Source organism: Pseudomonas sp. CFII64, from assembly GCF_000416235.1.
GTDB lineage: Bacteria > Pseudomonadota > Gammaproteobacteria > Pseudomonadales > Pseudomonadaceae > Aquipseudomonas.
The window spans coordinates 289278-303849 of record NZ_ATLO01000049.1; the positions used below are offsets into that span (position 1 = coordinate 289278).

Annotated in this window: 15 protein-coding genes and 2 pseudogenes; 3 read left to right on the forward strand and 14 right to left on the reverse strand. The window is 60.4% G+C overall.

Annotated features, from left to right (window positions below; translation table 11 throughout):
- Positions 1–74: 74 nt before the first annotated feature.
- The 12 genes and pseudogenes from CFII64_RS24270 to ubiE all read right to left on the reverse strand — a co-directional run bounded on the left by CFII64_RS24270 (position 75) and on the right by ubiE (position 10121).
- Positions 75–1700, reverse strand: coding sequence for a methyl-accepting chemotaxis protein (locus CFII64_RS24270; protein ID WP_020293509.1), 1626 nt, complete (start codon positions 1698–1700; stop codon positions 75–77).
- Between the two features lie 268 nt (positions 1701–1968).
- A pseudogene (locus CFII64_RS30610) lies at positions 1969–3018 on the reverse strand (methyl-accepting chemotaxis protein); the annotation flags it as partial.
- A gap of 72 nt (positions 3019–3090) precedes the next feature.
- Positions 3091–3885, reverse strand: a pseudogene (locus CFII64_RS30615) (methyl-accepting chemotaxis protein); the annotation flags it as partial.
- Between the two features lie 91 nt (positions 3886–3976).
- On the reverse strand, positions 3977–4684 hold the full coding sequence (locus tag CFII64_RS24280; RefSeq protein ID WP_020293511.1) for a 16S rRNA (uracil(1498)-N(3))-methyltransferase: 708 nt from the start codon (positions 4682–4684) through the stop codon (positions 3977–3979).
- Complete coding sequence (tatC, locus tag CFII64_RS24285; RefSeq protein ID WP_020293512.1) at positions 4681–5478, reverse strand: twin-arginine translocase subunit TatC; 798 nt, start codon at positions 5476–5478, stop codon at positions 4681–4683. Before tatC ends, CFII64_RS24280 begins: the two co-directional genes overlap by 4 nt.
- Positions 5475–5987 carry a Sec-independent protein translocase protein TatB gene (tatB, locus tag CFII64_RS24290; RefSeq protein ID WP_020293513.1) on the reverse strand — a complete coding sequence of 171 codons (513 nt, stop codon included), beginning with the start codon at positions 5985–5987 and terminating at the stop codon, positions 5475–5477. The genes tatC and tatB overlap by 4 nt, the downstream gene beginning before the upstream one ends.
- A 10-nt stretch (positions 5988–5997) precedes the next feature.
- Positions 5998–6273 carry a twin-arginine translocase TatA/TatE family subunit gene (locus CFII64_RS24295; protein ID WP_020293514.1) on the reverse strand — a complete coding sequence of 92 codons (276 nt, stop codon included), beginning with the start codon at positions 6271–6273 and terminating at the stop codon, positions 5998–6000.
- 41 nt (positions 6274–6314) lie between these two features.
- A complete protein-coding gene (locus CFII64_RS24300; protein ID WP_020293515.1) occupies positions 6315–6647 on the reverse strand; it encodes a phosphoribosyl-ATP diphosphatase in 333 nt (110 codons plus the stop codon).
- A gap of 3 nt (positions 6648–6650) precedes the next feature.
- Positions 6651–7043: a phosphoribosyl-AMP cyclohydrolase gene (gene hisI / locus CFII64_RS24305; protein WP_020293516.1), complete on the reverse strand. Its 393-nt coding sequence runs from the start codon at positions 7041–7043 to the stop codon at positions 6651–6653.
- Positions 7044–7111: 68 nt separating this feature from the next.
- Complete coding sequence (gene ubiB / locus CFII64_RS24310; RefSeq protein ID WP_020293517.1) at positions 7112–8731, reverse strand: ubiquinone biosynthesis regulatory protein kinase UbiB; 1620 nt, start codon at positions 8729–8731, stop codon at positions 7112–7114.
- Positions 8728–9351 (reverse strand): SCP2 domain-containing protein, encoded by a 624-nt coding sequence (locus tag CFII64_RS24315; RefSeq protein WP_020293518.1) that lies wholly within the window; start codon positions 9349–9351, stop codon positions 8728–8730. The genes ubiB and CFII64_RS24315 overlap by 4 nt, the downstream gene beginning before the upstream one ends.
- Positions 9351–10121 (reverse strand): bifunctional demethylmenaquinone methyltransferase/2-methoxy-6-polyprenyl-1,4-benzoquinol methylase UbiE, encoded by a 771-nt coding sequence (gene ubiE / locus CFII64_RS24320; RefSeq protein ID WP_020293519.1) that lies wholly within the window; start codon positions 10119–10121, stop codon positions 9351–9353. Before ubiE ends, CFII64_RS24315 begins: the two co-directional genes overlap by 1 nt.
- Before the next feature lie 143 nt (positions 10122–10264).
- Between ubiE and CFII64_RS24325 the strand changes: the two genes are divergently transcribed.
- The 3 genes from CFII64_RS24325 to CFII64_RS24335 all read left to right on the forward strand — a co-directional run bounded on the left by CFII64_RS24325 (position 10265) and on the right by CFII64_RS24335 (position 11983).
- Positions 10265–10543, forward strand: coding sequence for a polyhydroxyalkanoic acid system family protein (locus tag CFII64_RS24325; RefSeq protein ID WP_020293520.1), 279 nt, complete (start codon positions 10265–10267; stop codon positions 10541–10543).
- A 176-nt stretch (positions 10544–10719) separates the two neighbouring features.
- Positions 10720–11148 carry a phasin family protein gene (locus CFII64_RS24330; RefSeq protein ID WP_020293521.1) on the forward strand — a complete coding sequence of 143 codons (429 nt, stop codon included), beginning with the start codon at positions 10720–10722 and terminating at the stop codon, positions 11146–11148.
- A gap of 10 nt (positions 11149–11158) precedes the next feature.
- The gene (locus CFII64_RS24335) at positions 11159–11983 is read left to right on the forward strand and encodes a phasin family protein (RefSeq protein ID WP_020293522.1); all 825 of its coding nucleotides are present in this window, start codon (positions 11159–11161) and stop codon (positions 11981–11983) included.
- Positions 11984–12132: 149 nt separating this feature from the next.
- On the opposite strand, the gene CFII64_RS24340 is transcribed toward CFII64_RS24335, so the two are convergent.
- Entirely contained in the window at positions 12133–12747 is a 615-nt protein-coding gene (locus CFII64_RS24340; protein WP_020293523.1) for a TetR/AcrR family transcriptional regulator, read from the reverse strand.
- A 120-nt stretch (positions 12748–12867) separates the two neighbouring features.
- On the reverse strand, positions 12868–14553 hold the full coding sequence (gene phaC / locus CFII64_RS24345) for a class II poly(R)-hydroxyalkanoic acid synthase (protein ID WP_020293524.1): 1686 nt from the start codon (positions 14551–14553) through the stop codon (positions 12868–12870).
- Between the last annotated feature and the right edge of the window lie 19 nt (positions 14554–14572).

The window sequence follows — 14572 nt, forward strand, 5'->3', positions numbered from 1 at the left end:
CCTACAAATCGGTCCTACGAGTCGCACCTACGAGTCGCTCCTACGGCCTATTCGCGGGCAAGCTTCCAACGGTCTTACGCAACCCTGAACTTCGCCACCAACCCCTGCAAATGTGTGCCCAATCTGGCCAGCTCCACGCTCGAGGCTGCGGTTTCATCGCTGGCGGCGGCGGTCTGTTCGGACACGTCCCGCACACTCAGCACGTTGCGGTTGATCTGTTCGGCGACAGTGCTTTGCTCCTCGCTGGCCGTGGCGATCTGCAGGTTCATGTCCTGAATGGTCGATACGGTTCGGGTGATCTGCTCCAGAGCGCTGCCGGCGCGGCGGCTCAATTGCACGCTGTTGTCGGTCAGGCTGCGACTGTTGTCCAGCGTCGTGGCGACTTGCTGGGTGCCGTTTTGCAGTGCGGCGATCAGCTCTTCGATCTCTTCGGTGGATTGCTGCGTGCGTTGCGCCAGGCTTCTGACCTCATCGGCAACCACCGCAAAACCCCGCCCGGCCTCACCGGCCCGCGCCGCCTCGATGGCCGCGTTCAGGGCCAACAGATTGGTTTGCTGGGAAACCGACTTGATCACGTCGAGAACTCCGCCGATCTTGTCGCTTTCTTTTCTGAGCAGGTTCATCGCTTGAGTTGAATTGGCCACTTCCTGCGCCAGTTGCTCAATCTGGTCGATGGCTTCGCCCACCACCTGATCGCCCTCACGCGCCTGTCTATCGGCATGTACCGCCGCCTCGGACGCCTGCTGCGCGTTGCGTGCCACTTCCTGCACCGATGCGGCCATCTGATTCATGGCCGTTGCAACCTGATCGGTCTCGTTTTTCTGGCTATTGATGCCGACGCTGGTTTGCTCGGTGACCGCCGACAATTGCTCGGCGGCGCTGGCGATTTGCGTGACCCCGTCGCCGATTCCGCCGATCAGATCCCGCAGGCTCAGCGTCATGGCCTGGATACTCGCTTGCAACTGGCCCATTTCGTCGCTGCGCGCGACGTTCATGTCCCGACTCAAATCACCTTTGGCGATGCGTTCGGCAGCGTCCAGGGTCAAGCGCAGCGGCGTGATGATCTGCCGGGTGATTATCCAGGCGCAGAGCAATCCCAGCAGAATTGCCAGGCTGGCGACGCCGGTCAGCGTTGTCCGGGAAGTTGCAGCTTCGGCGCTACGCTGGCCGCTTTGCAGGCTGATCAACTCGGCAACCGAGGCGAGCATTCGGTCGCCCAGTTCGTCCAGCCGCTGCTGGGCGGCTTTGATTTTGATCTGCGCCTGTTCCGATTGTTGTTCCGACATGTCGGGGGATTGGTTGCGCGCTTGATGCTCGGCGCTCAGCTCGGTGAAGGTGGCTTCCATCTTGCTGACCAGCTGACTTTGTTCGTTCAGCAACTTCAGGCTGCCGTCATCGTCAGTTTCCTTGCGCAGCGACTCCAGATGAGCCTCCAGTGCATTCAGGCGATCTGTGACGTTCCTGGCGTTTTCTGCGCTTTGATCGATACGAAACAGGATCCGCTCGGCGCGCAGATCCTTGGTCAGGTTGCTCAGCTGGCCAGTGGCGGTCAGCGATTCCGACCAATCGATCATTTTGTCCAGGCCGTGCCAGCCCGTCAGGGTGATTGCCAGCGTCAGCAACAGCACCAGCCCGAAGCCCAGCGCCAGTTTGACTTTGACGCTCGTATTGCCGAGCGCATGGTTGAGCCATCTAAACATGGAGAATCTCCTGCAAGTGATCCAGACAGGCAGGTCCGAGGCGAGCCCCGGCCTGCGTTGTCAGCGCATCGGCAGATGATTCAGAAGCGCGACCTGAAGAGGTCGTAGGAGATTTCCGAGAGGAAGAGCGGAGTGATCGGTGTCACGTTTTGAGACTTCAGTCCGTTGGAGCGAGGCTTGCCCGCGAAGGCGTCATTTCATGCGATAAAAATATCGAATGAAAATCCGATTCGCGAGCAAGCCTCGCCAACGGTGTTACGTGCAGGCATCAAACCCTGAACTTGCTCACCAGCACCTGCAGGTGACTGCCCAACCGCGCCAGTTCGACGCTGGAGGCGGCGGTTTCTTCGCTGGCGGCGGAGGTTTGTTCCGAGACGTCGCGCACGTTGAGGATGCTGCGATTGATTTCCTCGGCGGTGGCGCTTTGCTCTTCGGCTGCGGCGGCGATCTGCTGGTTCATCGCCTGGATCGCCGAAACGGTCCGGGTGATGTTTTCCAGCGAGTTTCCGGCACGGCGGGTCAGGTCGACGCTGCTGATGGTCAGTTCGCGGCTGTTGTCCATGATCGTTGCCACTTGCTGCGTGCCGCTCTGCAAGCCGGAAATCAGCTGCTCGATTTCCTCGGTGGATTTTTGCGTGCGCTGGGCCAGGCTGCGCACTTCATCGGCCACCACGGCGAATCCGCGACCCGCTTCACCGGCGCGCGCGGCCTCGATGGCGGCGTTCAAGGCCAGCAGGTTGGTTTGCTGGGCCACCGACTTGATAACGTCCAGGACGCTGCCAATCTTGTCGCTCTCGCGCTTGAGTTCGCTCATGGCTTCGGTGGAATTACCCACTTCGGCGGCCAGACGCTCGATCTGGGCGATGGCCTCGTTGACCACGCGATCACCTTCGCGTGCTTGCTGATCGGCAGCCACTGCGGCCTCTGAGGCCTCCTCGGCGTTGCGCGCGACTTCCTGCACCGTGGCGGTCATTTCGTGCATGGCGGTGGCGACCTGATCGGTCTCGACTTTCTGGCTGTTGACCCCGGCGCTGGTTTGCTCGGTCACGGCGGACAGTTCCTCGGCCGCGCTGGCGATTTGCGTGACGCCATCGCGGATGCCGCCAATCAGCTCGCGCAGGCTGACGGTCATGCGCTGGATGCTGCCCTGCAGCTTGCCCAGCTCATCCTTGCGGTCGATTTTCAGGTTGTTGCTCAGGTCGCCCGACGCCACGCGTTCGACAATCTGCAAGGTTTGCAGCAACGGTACGACGATCTGACGGGTGATGACCCAGGCGGCGATGACGCCGAACAGCAGAGCCAGTGCGGTGGCTATGCTCAGCATCGACCGGGCGTTCTGGCTTTCAGCGCCCCGTTTGGCGTATTGGTCGGCGCTCAACTGGTCGCTGACATCCAGCAGATCCTGGCCGGCCTTGGTCATTTTCTCCAGGGCCTGTTTACCGGCCAGCTGGCCATCGCGGTATTGCCCCACGGCCGCCTGATAAGCCTTGAGACCGACAGTGGCGGTTTGCAACTGCCCCAGATAAACCGGCGGGATGCTGCCTGCCAGGGCATTGATGCCGACCAACGCCTGATCGATCCCGGCATTGGCGTTCTTTTCGAATTCGGCCTTGCCGCTGTAGGTGTAACCGCGCACCTGATAACGCGCTTGCTGGATCAGTTTGCTGACCTCAACCGCGCCGTTGAATTGAAGCATGTCGTCGCCTTGCAGCAGCGACGCTTCGATCTTGTCGATCTCTGCCACCGCTTTATCGGCAGCGTCGCCCATCAGGCCTCGGCTGGCTTCCCGGGACGTAATGGCCTTGGTCATATCAGCGAACGCCTGGCGGTATTCACTGGCCAATTGTTGCTGCTGATCCAGCCACTTCAGGCTTTCGGGGCTGGCAACCTGGCTGCGGGCTTTTTTCAGCGCGGCATCGAGCTTGTCCAGAGTGGCGGCCACAGCCGCTGCCGATTCGGCGTCGTACTGCCGCTCGTAGATCAGCCGTTTGATGCGCAGCTCCATCGTCTGGTCACTGACTTCCTCAATGGACGCAAGCTTGTCGCCGCGCTCGATCAAGGATGTCACGCTCAGCCAACCGGTGATGGTAATCAGCACGGTCATTAACAACACCAGGCCGAAGCCCACTGCCAGCTTGAGACTGACGCTCATGTTTCCGAGGGCTTGGGTGAACCAGCGTGGCATCGTGCAACTCCTTGTAGCGAATAATTGTAGGCGTAGTCCTACATCGGCTGTCCGTAGGGAAACTGAAGGCGCTGGCCCCTCAAATGGGGGGCTAGAAAAGGCGGGCGAGAAGGGCGGTTACAGCAGTCTCGACACGCAGGATGCGCTCGCCAAGCTGCACAGGCTGCAGGCCGGACTTGTTCAGCAGGTCGATTTCATAAGGAATCCAGCCGCCTTCCGGACCTATCGCGAGTGTTACAGGTTGTTGCACCGCTCTCGGGCAGGCCGGGAACTGGCCGGGATGTCCCACCAGACCGAGCGTGCCTTCGACGAGCTGCGGCAGGCGGTCTTCAACGAACGGCTTGAAGCGCTTCTCGATGATGATTTCCGGCAGCACGCTGTCTCGTGCCTGTTCCAGGCCTAGAATCAGCTGCTCGCGAATCGCTGCGGGCTCCAGGAACGGGGTCTGCCAGAAGCTCTTTTCGACCCGGTAACTGTTGAGCAGGATGACCTTTGGCACACCCATGGTCGCGACGGTCTGGAACACCCGACGCAGCATTTTCGGCCGAGGCAGGGCCAGCAGCAGGGTCAAGGGCAATTTGGCAGGCGGTGCGCTGTCGAGGCTGACGCGCAGTTCCGCTTCGTGATTTTCCAGGCGCAGCAACTCGGCATTGCCCATCAATCCGCCGATCCGGCCAACGCGCAGGCTGTCGCCGACCACGGCACGATGCACCTCTTGCATGTGCTTGAGGCGCCGGTCGCGCAGGATGACCCGGTCAGCCGCAATAAAATCAGCGTCTTCGAGAAGCAGCAGATTCACGGCTGCGTCGCAGGCGGCTGGTCTTGCTTGTCTTCGTCGGCGGGCTGGTCTTCAGCGTGGTCGCCACGCTTGGTGATCATCGAGCTGCACAGCACGCCGATCTCAAACAGCAGCCACATCGGCACCGCGAGCAGGGTCTGGGAGAAAATGTCCGGCGGCGTGAGGATCATGCCGACCACGAAGCAACCGATGACCACGTAAGGGCGGATCTTGCGCAGGTACTTCACATCAACGATGCCGATCCACACCAGCAGCACCACGGCCACTGGAATCTCGAACGCCACGCCAAAGGCGAAGAACAGCGTCATGACGAAGTCCAGGTAACTGGCGATGTCCGTCATCATCGACACGCCTTCGGGCGTCACGCTGGCGAAGAAGTGGAAAATCAGCGGGAAAACCAGGTAATAGGCGAAGGCCATACCCGAATAAAACAGGATGATGCTCGACACCAGCAGCGGCACGGCGACGCGTTTTTCGTGCTTGTACAGGCCCGGTGCGATGAAGCCCCAGATCTGGTGGAGGATGACCGGCATGGCCAGGAACAGCGCGACCATCATGGTCAGCTTGAACGGCGTGATGAACGGCGAGGCCACGTCGGTGGCGATCATCGTTGCGCCTTCGGGCAGGAATACCCGCAGCGGTGCCGAGACGAAGGTGTAGATCTTCTGGGTGAAGTAAAACAGGCAGCCGAAGATTACGAAGATCGCCAGGACGCAGCGCAGCAGGCGTGAACGCAGTTCTGTGAGGTGCGAGACCAGCGGCATTTGCTGGTCGTTTTCCGGAATATCGCTCATGGGGCTCGCGGGGGCAGTGACGAATCGTTGGCGGAAGGCGCGCTGGGGATCGGCGTCGGTTCAGCGTGCGGCAATGCTTCAACAGGCGTCGCGTCGGCAGGTTTTGCCGGCTCCACCGGCGCGGTTTCGGCAGGCGTAGTCCCGGCAGGCGCGGCAGGGCCCAGCTCGGCAGGTGTCGGCGCGGGCGGGGTAACCGGCACGGTGGAGACCACCGGCTCGGTCGCTGCAGCGCTTGCCTCCACAACCGGTGCAGCGGCAGGCGGTTGCGGCGACATGATTTTGCGCGCTTCCTGTTCCAGCGACAGAATGTGTTCGTTATGCAGCTGCCGACGGATTTCGTCGGCGCCGATTTCGCGTTCAACTTCCTGTTTGATCGCATTGAAGCTGCGTTTCAACCGGCCTACCCAGAGTCCGGCGGTGCGCGCGGCACCCGGCAGACGCTCCGGCCCCAGCACCAGCAAGGCGACGAGACCGACGAGCAGCAGTTCAGAGAAGCTGATACCAAACATTCGATACGACCTAGTCTTTGCGGATTGGCTCTTCGACTTTGTGCGCTTGCGCGTCGATCGTGTGCGGCTGGTTCAGGGGCGAACCCTGTGGCGCGGCCTGCGGTGGCTGCTGCGGCTGCACCGGCGGCGGAGTCTGATCGGCTTTTTCTTCATCGCTCATGGCTTTGCGAAAGCCCTTGATCGACTCGCCGACATCAGTGCCCAGGCCCTTGAGTTTCTTGGTGCCGAAAATCAGTACCACGACAACCAGGATGACGATCCAGTGTTTCCAGTCAAAAATACCCATGAAGCATTCCTCGTAGAAGTTTCAAATTCGAAAATTGACAATCAGTCGGCCGGTCGCGCGGCTTTTTCCGCGTGGCCCGACAGGCCGAAACGACGGTCCAGCTCATCGAGCACCGCCTGTGGATGCTGACCCAGCGCGGCAAGCATGACCATGCTGTGAAACCACAGGTCAGCGGTTTCATAGATGACGTCGCTGCAATCGCCGCTGACGGCGGCATCCTTGGCGGCAATGATCGTTTCCACCGACTCTTCGCCGACCTTTTCCAGAATCTTGTTCAGACCCTTGTGATACAGGCTGGCGACGTAAGAGCTGTCGGCCGCCGCGCCTTTGCGCGACTCAAGCACTTCGGCCAGGCGGGACAAGGTATCAGTCATGTTTCAGTGTCCTGCGTGATAAATGGCGTCCGGATCTTTCAGCACCGGGTCCACGGTTTTCCAGCCCGCATCCTCGTAGACGCGGTAGAAACAGCTTTCGCGGCCGGTATGGCAAGCGATGCCGCCGATTTGCTCGACCATCATGATGATCACGTCGGCGTCGCAGTCCAGGCGCAGCTCATGCAGTTTCTGCACATGGCCCGATTCTTCGCCTTTGCGCCAGAGTTTGCCACGTGAACGCGACCAATAGATGGCGCGATTTTCGGCGGCGGTAAGGCTCAGCGCCTCACGGTTCATCCACGCCATCATCAACACGCGCCCGGTTTTGTGATCCTGGGCAATCGCCGGCACCAGGCCGTCGCTGTCCCACTTGATTTCGTCCAGCCAGTCTTTCATATCTACTCCGGCAGCCGGGCTTGGGGCCTCGGCGGGTTGAACAGTGTGCCAGCGGCCAGCGCCGCTGGCTATCGGCGCACGACCAGATACAAACCGGCAACGAGCATGATCCACGATGGCCACGCGGTCGGCGCGAGCAGTTCGCCACCGTCTGCGGCAAGCGTCGAGGCCATCACCGCGCCGCCAGCCAGCAACCCTGCGCCCAGCAGGCGCAAGGCCCAGCCGTCACCGCGCTCGCGCCATGGTGGCGGCGGATCGTTGGCGTGCGGTTGGGACATGCGCTCCAGCAGGTCGCGGGTCATGTTGGCCAGATGCGGAATCTGCTCGACCTGGGCTTGCAGGTTACCGAACAGGGTTTTCGGGCTGACGCGCTCACGCATCCAGCGTTCCAGGAACGGCTGGGCGGTGCTCCACAGGTCCAGGTCCGGATACAACTGGCGACCCAGGCCTTCGATGTTCAGCAGGGTTTTCTGCAACAGCACCAGTTGCGGCTGGACTTCCATGTTGAAGCGGCGCGCGGTCTGGAACAGGCGCATCAGCACCTGACCGAAGGAAATATCCTTGAGCGGCTTTTCGAAGATCGGCTCGCACACGGTGCGGATCGCCGCTTCGAACTCGTTGAGCTTGGTTTCCGCCGGCACCCAGCCCGAATCAATGTGCAGCTGCGCCACGCGGCGGTAGTCACGCTTGAAGAAAGCAAACAGGTTACGCGCCAGATAGTCCTGATCTTCCGGGGTCAGGCTGCCGACGATCCCGCAGTCGATGGCGATGTATTGCGGGCTCCACGGGTTCACCGTGCTGACGAAAATATTGCCGGGGTGCATGTCGGCGTGGAAAAAGCTGTCGCGGAACACCTGGGTGAAGAAAATCTCCACGCCGCGTTCGGCGAGCATTTTCATGTCGGTGCGCTGATCGGCCAGGGTCGCCAGATCGGTGACCTGAATGCCGTAGATACGCTCCATGACCAGCACTTTCGGCCGGCACCAGTCCCAATAGACTTGCGGCACGTACAGCAGCTGCGAGCCTTCGAAGTTGCGGCGCAGCTGGCTGGAGTTGGCCGCTTCGCGCAGCAGGTCCAGCTCGTCGTAGATGGTTTTTTCGTAGTCGGCGACCACATCCACCGGATGCAGCAGGCGCGCATCGGCGGACATGCGCTCGGCGGTGCGGGCCAGAATGAACAACCACGCCAGGTCCTGGCCGATGATGGGCTTGAGACCCGGACGCACCACTTTGACCACGACTTCTTCGCCGGTCTTGAGCTTGGCGGAGTGAACTTGCGCAACCGACGCCGAGGCCAGCGGCGTGACGTCAAAGCGGCTGAACACTTCGCTGATCTTCGCGCCCAGCTGCTCTTCGATCAATTTGATCGCCAGTTGCGGATCGAACGGCGGCACGCGGTCCTGCAGCAGCATCAACTCGTCGGCGATGTCTTCCGGCAACAGGTCGCGGCGGGTGGACAGCAACTGGCCGAACTTGATGAAGATCGGCCCCAGATCCTGCAACGCCATGCGCAGTCGAGCGCCGCGCGGCAGCTCCGACACCTTGCGCGGAAACCAGCGCCACGGCATCACGAAACGCAAGGCGAGCATCCACCAGGGCAGCGGCAGGGCGAACAGCAAGTCATCGAGACGGTAGCGGATCACGACACGCTGGATGCGGAACAGACGGCGGACGGCAAGCAACTTCATGCGTTATCGCTGGAATTAAGGGATTGGGCGAGGCGCTCAAAGCGCGCCTCAAGGCGTTCCAGATCGAGTTTGATCTGATCGAGTTCGGCAAAACGTGCTTCGGCTTCGTGCGTACCAACCAGTGTGCGCGATTCTTCGCTCAGGTAATCCGCAAGATTCTGACTCATGCTGGCGAAGCTTTCGCTGCTCCAGCGGGCGCGACTGCGCAGATGATTGCCCAGCAGCGTGCTGGCGACCGGGCCGAGCCAGCGCGACAGCTCGAATTCCCAGTCCAGCTCCAGGTCTTGCAGAATGCCGAACAGTTCCAGCAACACTGAACTGTCACCATCGAGCTCGACATCCGGGCCGTGCAACACGGCGGTCTTGTCCTGGCTCAAGGCCAGACGCATCAGGCTGGCGGCCGGCGCACGCAAGGTGCAATCGGCCTCGACTTCCCAGTGCGCGGCGAGCATCAGGCCTTCGTCGCTGGGCAGGATGAACAGCTGCAATGCCGGGTTACGACAGTCAACCACGATCACCTTGCCGCTCAAACGCTGCAGGCGCGGCAATGCCGTGCTGTCCAGACGCAGCACACGGTTCAGGCCGTGCTCGACACTGGCGAGCAAGCCGCGCAGCAACATCAGGGCTTGATGCCGCGATGCAGCGCGACAACGCCGGCGGTCATGTTGTGATAGGTCACGCGGTCGAAACCGGCCTCGACCATCATCGACTTCAAGGTTTCCTGATTCGGGTGCATGCGGATCGACTCCGCCAGATAGCGGTAGCTTTCCGAATCGTTGGTGACCAGCTTGCCCATCAGCGGCATGAAGGCGAACGAGTAGGCGTCATAAGCCTTGGACATCAGCTTGTTGGTCGGCTTGGAGAATTCCAGCACCAACAGACGACCGCCTGGCTTGAGCACACGCAGCATGGAACGCAGCGCGTCTTCCTTGTGCGTCACGTTGCGCAGGCCGAAGGCGATGGTTACGCAGTCGAAATGGTTGTCCGGGAACGGCAGCTTTTCAGCGTCGGCCTGGACGAACTTGACGTTGCCGGCGACGCCCAGATCCAGCAGGCGGTCACGACCGACCTTGAGCATGGAGGCGTTGATGTCGGCCAGCACCACTTCGCCGGTCGGGCCGACCAGGTGCGAGAATTTTTTGGTCAGGTCGCCGGTGCCGCCGGCGATGTCCAGCACGCGGTTGCCCGTGCGGACGCCGGACAGCTCAATGGCAAAGCGTTTCCAGAGGCGGTGCATGCCACCGGACAGCAGGTCGTTCATCAAGTCGTATTTGGCCGCGACGGAGTGGAAAACCTCCGCAACTTTTTCGGCCTTCTGGCTTTCCGGCACATTTTTGTAACCGAAGTGAGTCGTGGGTTCGGCATCGCTGCCTTTGCGCGGATCGTTCATATCGCGGTCACCGGAATAAAGTGCGGCCATTCTAATCGCCGGGGCTGGCTTTGTCTTGACAAGGCTCATCGACAACAGTTTCTTCGTCTGGAGCGGCTGTTATAGTTGCGCCACGATTTACCTTGCGCTGAAGGAGCCCTTTAATGGCCCGAATCACTGTTGAACGCCCGCACGCACTGGGCAAAGAAAAGGCCCGCGAGAAGGCTGAGGTGCTGGTGGAAAAGCTGGCGGAAAAATATGGCATCGCCCACGAGTGGAATGGCGACAGCGTCGAACTCAACGGCAAGGGCGCCAAGGGCACTGTCGATGTCGAAGACGCGCTGGTGCGAGTCAACCTTGAGCTGAACTTCTTTTTGTCGGCCATGAGCGGGCAGATTCAGGCTGAAGTCGAAAAGCAGCTGGATAAGGCGTTGCTGGCGTAATTCGCTTCAATCCCGTAGGAGCGGCTTCAGCCGCGAGGAACATCCTCCCGGCTAAAGCCGGTCCTACACATTCAACGCCACCAACCTAGGGTGAGCATTCTAATTTTTGCGCCTACTTTGTGCTTATGCCCCATTCCCACGGGGATGTCCTCCAACTTCAGAATGAGAGGTGCAGCATGGCCAAAGTAAGGTTGTTGAAGAAAAAAGCCGAAGACGAACAGGACACGGCGCTTTCCGAAGTCAGACTCTATGCACGCAAGATCTGGCTCGCCGGCCTGGGCGCTTATTCCTGGGCCGAGCAGGAAGGCAGCGAATACATCAAAGAGCTGATCCGTACCGGCGAAGAAACCGAAAAGAAAGCCAAGCGCGTTATCGACGAAAAAGTCGAGGCGGCGAACAGCGAAATCATGGCCTTCACCGATGATGTGGCCGAAGTCGCAGACGACGTTGAAAGCCGCCTGGACAAAATCGAAAACGCCTTTGATCGGCGTGTTGCCAGTGCCCTGAATCGCATTGGCATCCCTTCCAGACATGACGTCGAGACACTCTCTGCTAAGCTCGATGGGCTGACGGCATTGCTCGAACGTGTCGTCAATAAAAAATAAGGAGAGCGGGATGGCTGGCAAGAAAAAGCTTGAGAAAGAAGGCAGCTCCTGGATCGGCGGAGTCGAAAAATACTCCCGTCAAATCTGGCTGGCTGGCCTGGGTGCTTACTCCAAAGTCAGCAATGACGGCAGTAAGCTTTTTGAAACCCTCGTCAAAGATGGCGAGAAGGCCGAGAAAGAAACCAAGGCCGACCTCAGCAAAGAGGTCGATGAAGTCAAGGGCAAGGCGAAGTCGCGCGTTGGCGATGTGAAAGACCTGGCGCTGGGTAAATGGAGCGAGCTGGAAGGGGCTTTCGACAAGCGTCTGAACAGTGCCATTTCCCGTCTGGGTGTGCCGAGCCGCAATGAAGTCAAGGCACTGCACAACAAGGTTGATCTGCTGACGCGGCAGATCGAAAAACTGACCGGCGAATCGGTTCCGCCGGTTACTCGTGCGTCGGCATCCCGGCCCAAAGCCACGGCCAAGCCGTTGGTCAAGGCAGCCGCCAAGACCGTCGCGAAAACCGCGGATAAAGCGGCGAGCAAAACCGCTGCGGCCAAGCCAGCAGTGAAAGCGGCAGCGGCCAAACCGGTTGCAGCAGCCAATAAAGCGGCGACGACCACGGCCAGCAAGGCTAAAGCGGTGGCGGCCAAGGCTTCCACGCCGAAGAAACCGGCCGCGCCGAAAAAGCCTGCTGCACCGAAAGCCGCAGCCGCCAAGCCGGCCGCTGCGAAACCTGCGGCGAAACCTGCGGCCACGCCGACCGCAAGCGCGACACCGGCTGCCAGCACTACCGCAGCTTCCCCGGCAGCGAGCACCAACTCGACCTCGTCGACGCCTGCCAGCCAGTCCTGATTCAAGGCTGGAAAACAAAAAACCCGACCTGTGCAAGCAGGCCGGGTTTTTTTGAGCCCCGTAGGAGCGGCTTCAGCCGCGAGGAACCTCAGCCGCGAGCGACGTCCTCCCGGCTAAAGCCGGTCCTACAGCGAATCGTGGGTCCCACTTCACGCCTCCAGATAATGCATCGCCAACTGCTGCGCAGCATCGCGGGAGGCGGGGATCAGGTGCGGCGCGACCAGCATCATGATCTGGTAGACCACCACCTCGCTCTGACCTTTGCGGCCCAGAATGCGCTGGTAATCCAGGGAAAACAGCAAGGTCATGCTGATCTGCTCCACCAGTTGCCCCAACGCCTGGGTATCGCTGACGATCTGCCCTTCGGCTTTGAGACGCGCCAGCAGCGACGCCAGCGTGCGTTTGATGGCATTGAGCAGGTTGCGAATCCCCCGCGCCAGCTTCGGCAGGCGTGAGGCAAGATTGGACAGGTCCTGAAACAGGAACCGGTAATACGCCAGGCGCTCAACGATCAGGTGCAGGAACAGCCAGTAATCCTCTGCCGCCAGCTGCGCGTTGTCCGGTGGGTCGAGCAGCGGAGACAGTTCGGCGTGAAAGCGTTCGAACAGCTCCAGGATCACCGGCTCCTTGCCATGAAAGTGGTAATACAGATTGCCGGGGCTGATCCCCAGTTCGTTGGCAATTTCCAGGGTTGAAACGTTCGGCTCGCCCTGCTCGTTGAACAGGGTCAAGGCACATTCAAGTATGCGGTCGCGGGTTTTCATCCAGTCTTCTTGTTTTGAATTGTTGGAGCGCGGCTTGCCCGCGAAGGGGTCATGTCAGTCGATACCAATGTCGACTGATCGATGGGTTCGCGGGTAAGCCTCGCTCCAGCAGAATCACGCCTAGCGCACATGCACATAAGTCCCCGGCGCCGCTTCCATGGGCGGGTAATTGGCGTTGCCCAGGGTGGTCAGGGTTTCCCGTTGTGCGCCAGACCGCGCCTGGACCCACTCCAGCCAGGTCGGCCACCAGCTGCCGTCATGGCTTTTGGCGTCGTAATACCAGGCGCGCGGGTCGCTGCTGAGTTTTTCATGTTCGACAAAGGTCGATTTAGGATTGCCCGGCGGATTCAGGATGCTCTGCACATGGCCGCTGTTGGACAGCAGGAAACGTCGTTCGCCGCCCAGCAACAAGGTCGAGCGATAGACCGCGTCCCAGGGCGTGATGTGGTCGTTGATGCCGGCAACGTTGAAGCTGTCGACGTTGACTTTCTGCAGATCGATGGGCGTGCCGCACACTTCAAGACCGCCTGGATGAGTCAGCGGGTTGTGCTTGAAGAAGTCCAGCAAGTCGCCATGCATGGCCGCCGGCAAGCGTGTGGTGTCGTTGTTCCAGTAGAGAATGTCGAACGCTGGCGGCGATTTTCCCAGCAGGTAGTTGTTGATCCAGTAGGTCCAGATCAAGTCGTTGGGGCGCATCCAGGCAAAGACCTTGGCCATGTCGCGGCCGTCCAGTACGCCTTGTTGATACGAGCGCCGCTTGGCCGCTTCCAGCGCTTCTTCGTCGATGAACAGCGTGGCCGGGCTTTCGATCTGGCTGTCCAGCAGGCTGACCATGTAGGTAGCGCTGGAAACGCGACGCAGTTGACGCTTGGCCTGCAAATGGCCTTGCAGCGCAGCGATGGTCAAGCCTCCGGCACAGGCGCCCACCAGATTCACTTCCCGCGCACCGGTAATGGCGCGGCAGACGTTCAGGGCTTCTTCTGCGGCCTGAACATAGCTGGAAAGCCCCCACTCGCGATGACGCACATCCGGGTTGCGCCAGCTGATGACAAAGGTTTGCAGGCCGTTCTTGAGGCAGTACTGCACGAAGCTGTTATTCGGGCTGAGATCGAAAATGTAGAACTTGTTGATCTGCGGCGGCACGATCAGGATCGGCCTTGCGTACTGTTTTTCACTCATGGGTTTGTACTGGATCAGCTCCAGCACTTCATTGCGAAACACCACCGAACCGGGCGTCGTCGCCACCGTGCGGCCCACTTCAAACGCGTCCTTGGTGGTTTGTCTGGGTAAACCGTTGTTGTGCAGCATGTCGTCGAACAGATGGCTCAGGCCTTTGAACAGACTGTTGCCACCGGTATTGAACAACTCCTTGACTGCCACTGGATTGAGCAGGGTGTTGGACGGCGACACCGCGTCGTTGATCAAGGAGAAAATGAAATGCGCACGCGCCCGGTCGTCTTTGGACAGATCGCTGTCGTCGATCCAGTGCCTGACCTGATGCTGCCAGCTCAAATAGGCTTGCACGCCACGCCGGTAAAGCGGGTTGAGGCTCCACGTCGGGTCATTGAAGCGGGTGTCGCGCGGGCTCGGCGTGTAGGGCGTCTCGCCAAGCAACAGGATTCGGCTCAATTGGCGGCCCAGCGCCAGCGTGTGTCGGGCGCTGCGTAATGGATGGCGCAAGCCCTGCGCGGCCATGGTGCGCAAGGTTGAAAATAGATCCTGACCGCGCAGGCCGGTAATCGCGCTTTGCGCATTGATATAGGTCTGCGCTGTAATGTCGCTGCTTTTTACGGGCTTGTCTCGCATGGGGGCAACACTCCTTCGT

Excerpts from the sequence above, each read along its gene's own strand:
- CFII64_RS24270 (WP_020293509.1), bottom strand. The coding sequence starts at position 1,700 with ATGTTTAGATGGCTCAACCATGCGCTCGGCAATACGAGCGTCAAAGTC.
- tatC (WP_020293512.1), bottom strand. The coding sequence starts at position 5,478 with ATGAGCGATATTCCGGAAAACGACCAGCAAATGCCGCTGGTCTCGCAC.
- tatB (WP_020293513.1), bottom strand. The coding sequence starts at position 5,987 with ATGTTTGGTATCAGCTTCTCTGAACTGCTGCTCGTCGGTCTCGTCGCC.
- CFII64_RS24295 (WP_020293514.1), bottom strand. The coding sequence starts at position 6,273 with ATGGGTATTTTTGACTGGAAACACTGGATCGTCATCCTGGTTGTCGTG.
- CFII64_RS24300 (WP_020293515.1), bottom strand. The coding sequence starts at position 6,647 with ATGACTGATACCTTGTCCCGCCTGGCCGAAGTGCTTGAGTCGCGCAAA.
- hisI (WP_020293516.1), bottom strand. The coding sequence starts at position 7,043 with ATGAAAGACTGGCTGGACGAAATCAAGTGGGACAGCGACGGCCTGGTG.
- ubiB (WP_020293517.1), bottom strand. The coding sequence starts at position 8,731 with ATGAAGTTGCTTGCCGTCCGCCGTCTGTTCCGCATCCAGCGTGTCGTG.
- CFII64_RS24315 (WP_020293518.1), bottom strand. The coding sequence starts at position 9,351 with ATGTTGCTGCGCGGCTTGCTCGCCAGTGTCGAGCACGGCCTGAACCGT.
- ubiE (WP_020293519.1), bottom strand. The coding sequence starts at position 10,121 with ATGAACGATCCGCGCAAAGGCAGCGATGCCGAACCCACGACTCACTTC.
- CFII64_RS24325 (WP_020293520.1), top strand. The coding sequence starts at position 10,265 with ATGGCCCGAATCACTGTTGAACGCCCGCACGCACTGGGCAAAGAAAAG.
- CFII64_RS24330 (WP_020293521.1), top strand. The coding sequence starts at position 10,720 with ATGGCCAAAGTAAGGTTGTTGAAGAAAAAAGCCGAAGACGAACAGGAC.
- CFII64_RS24335 (WP_020293522.1), top strand. The coding sequence starts at position 11,159 with ATGGCTGGCAAGAAAAAGCTTGAGAAAGAAGGCAGCTCCTGGATCGGC.
- CFII64_RS24340 (WP_020293523.1), bottom strand. The coding sequence starts at position 12,747 with ATGAAAACCCGCGACCGCATACTTGAATGTGCCTTGACCCTGTTCAAC.
- phaC (WP_020293524.1), bottom strand. The coding sequence starts at position 14,553 with ATGCGAGACAAGCCCGTAAAAAGCAGCGACATTACAGCGCAGACCTAT.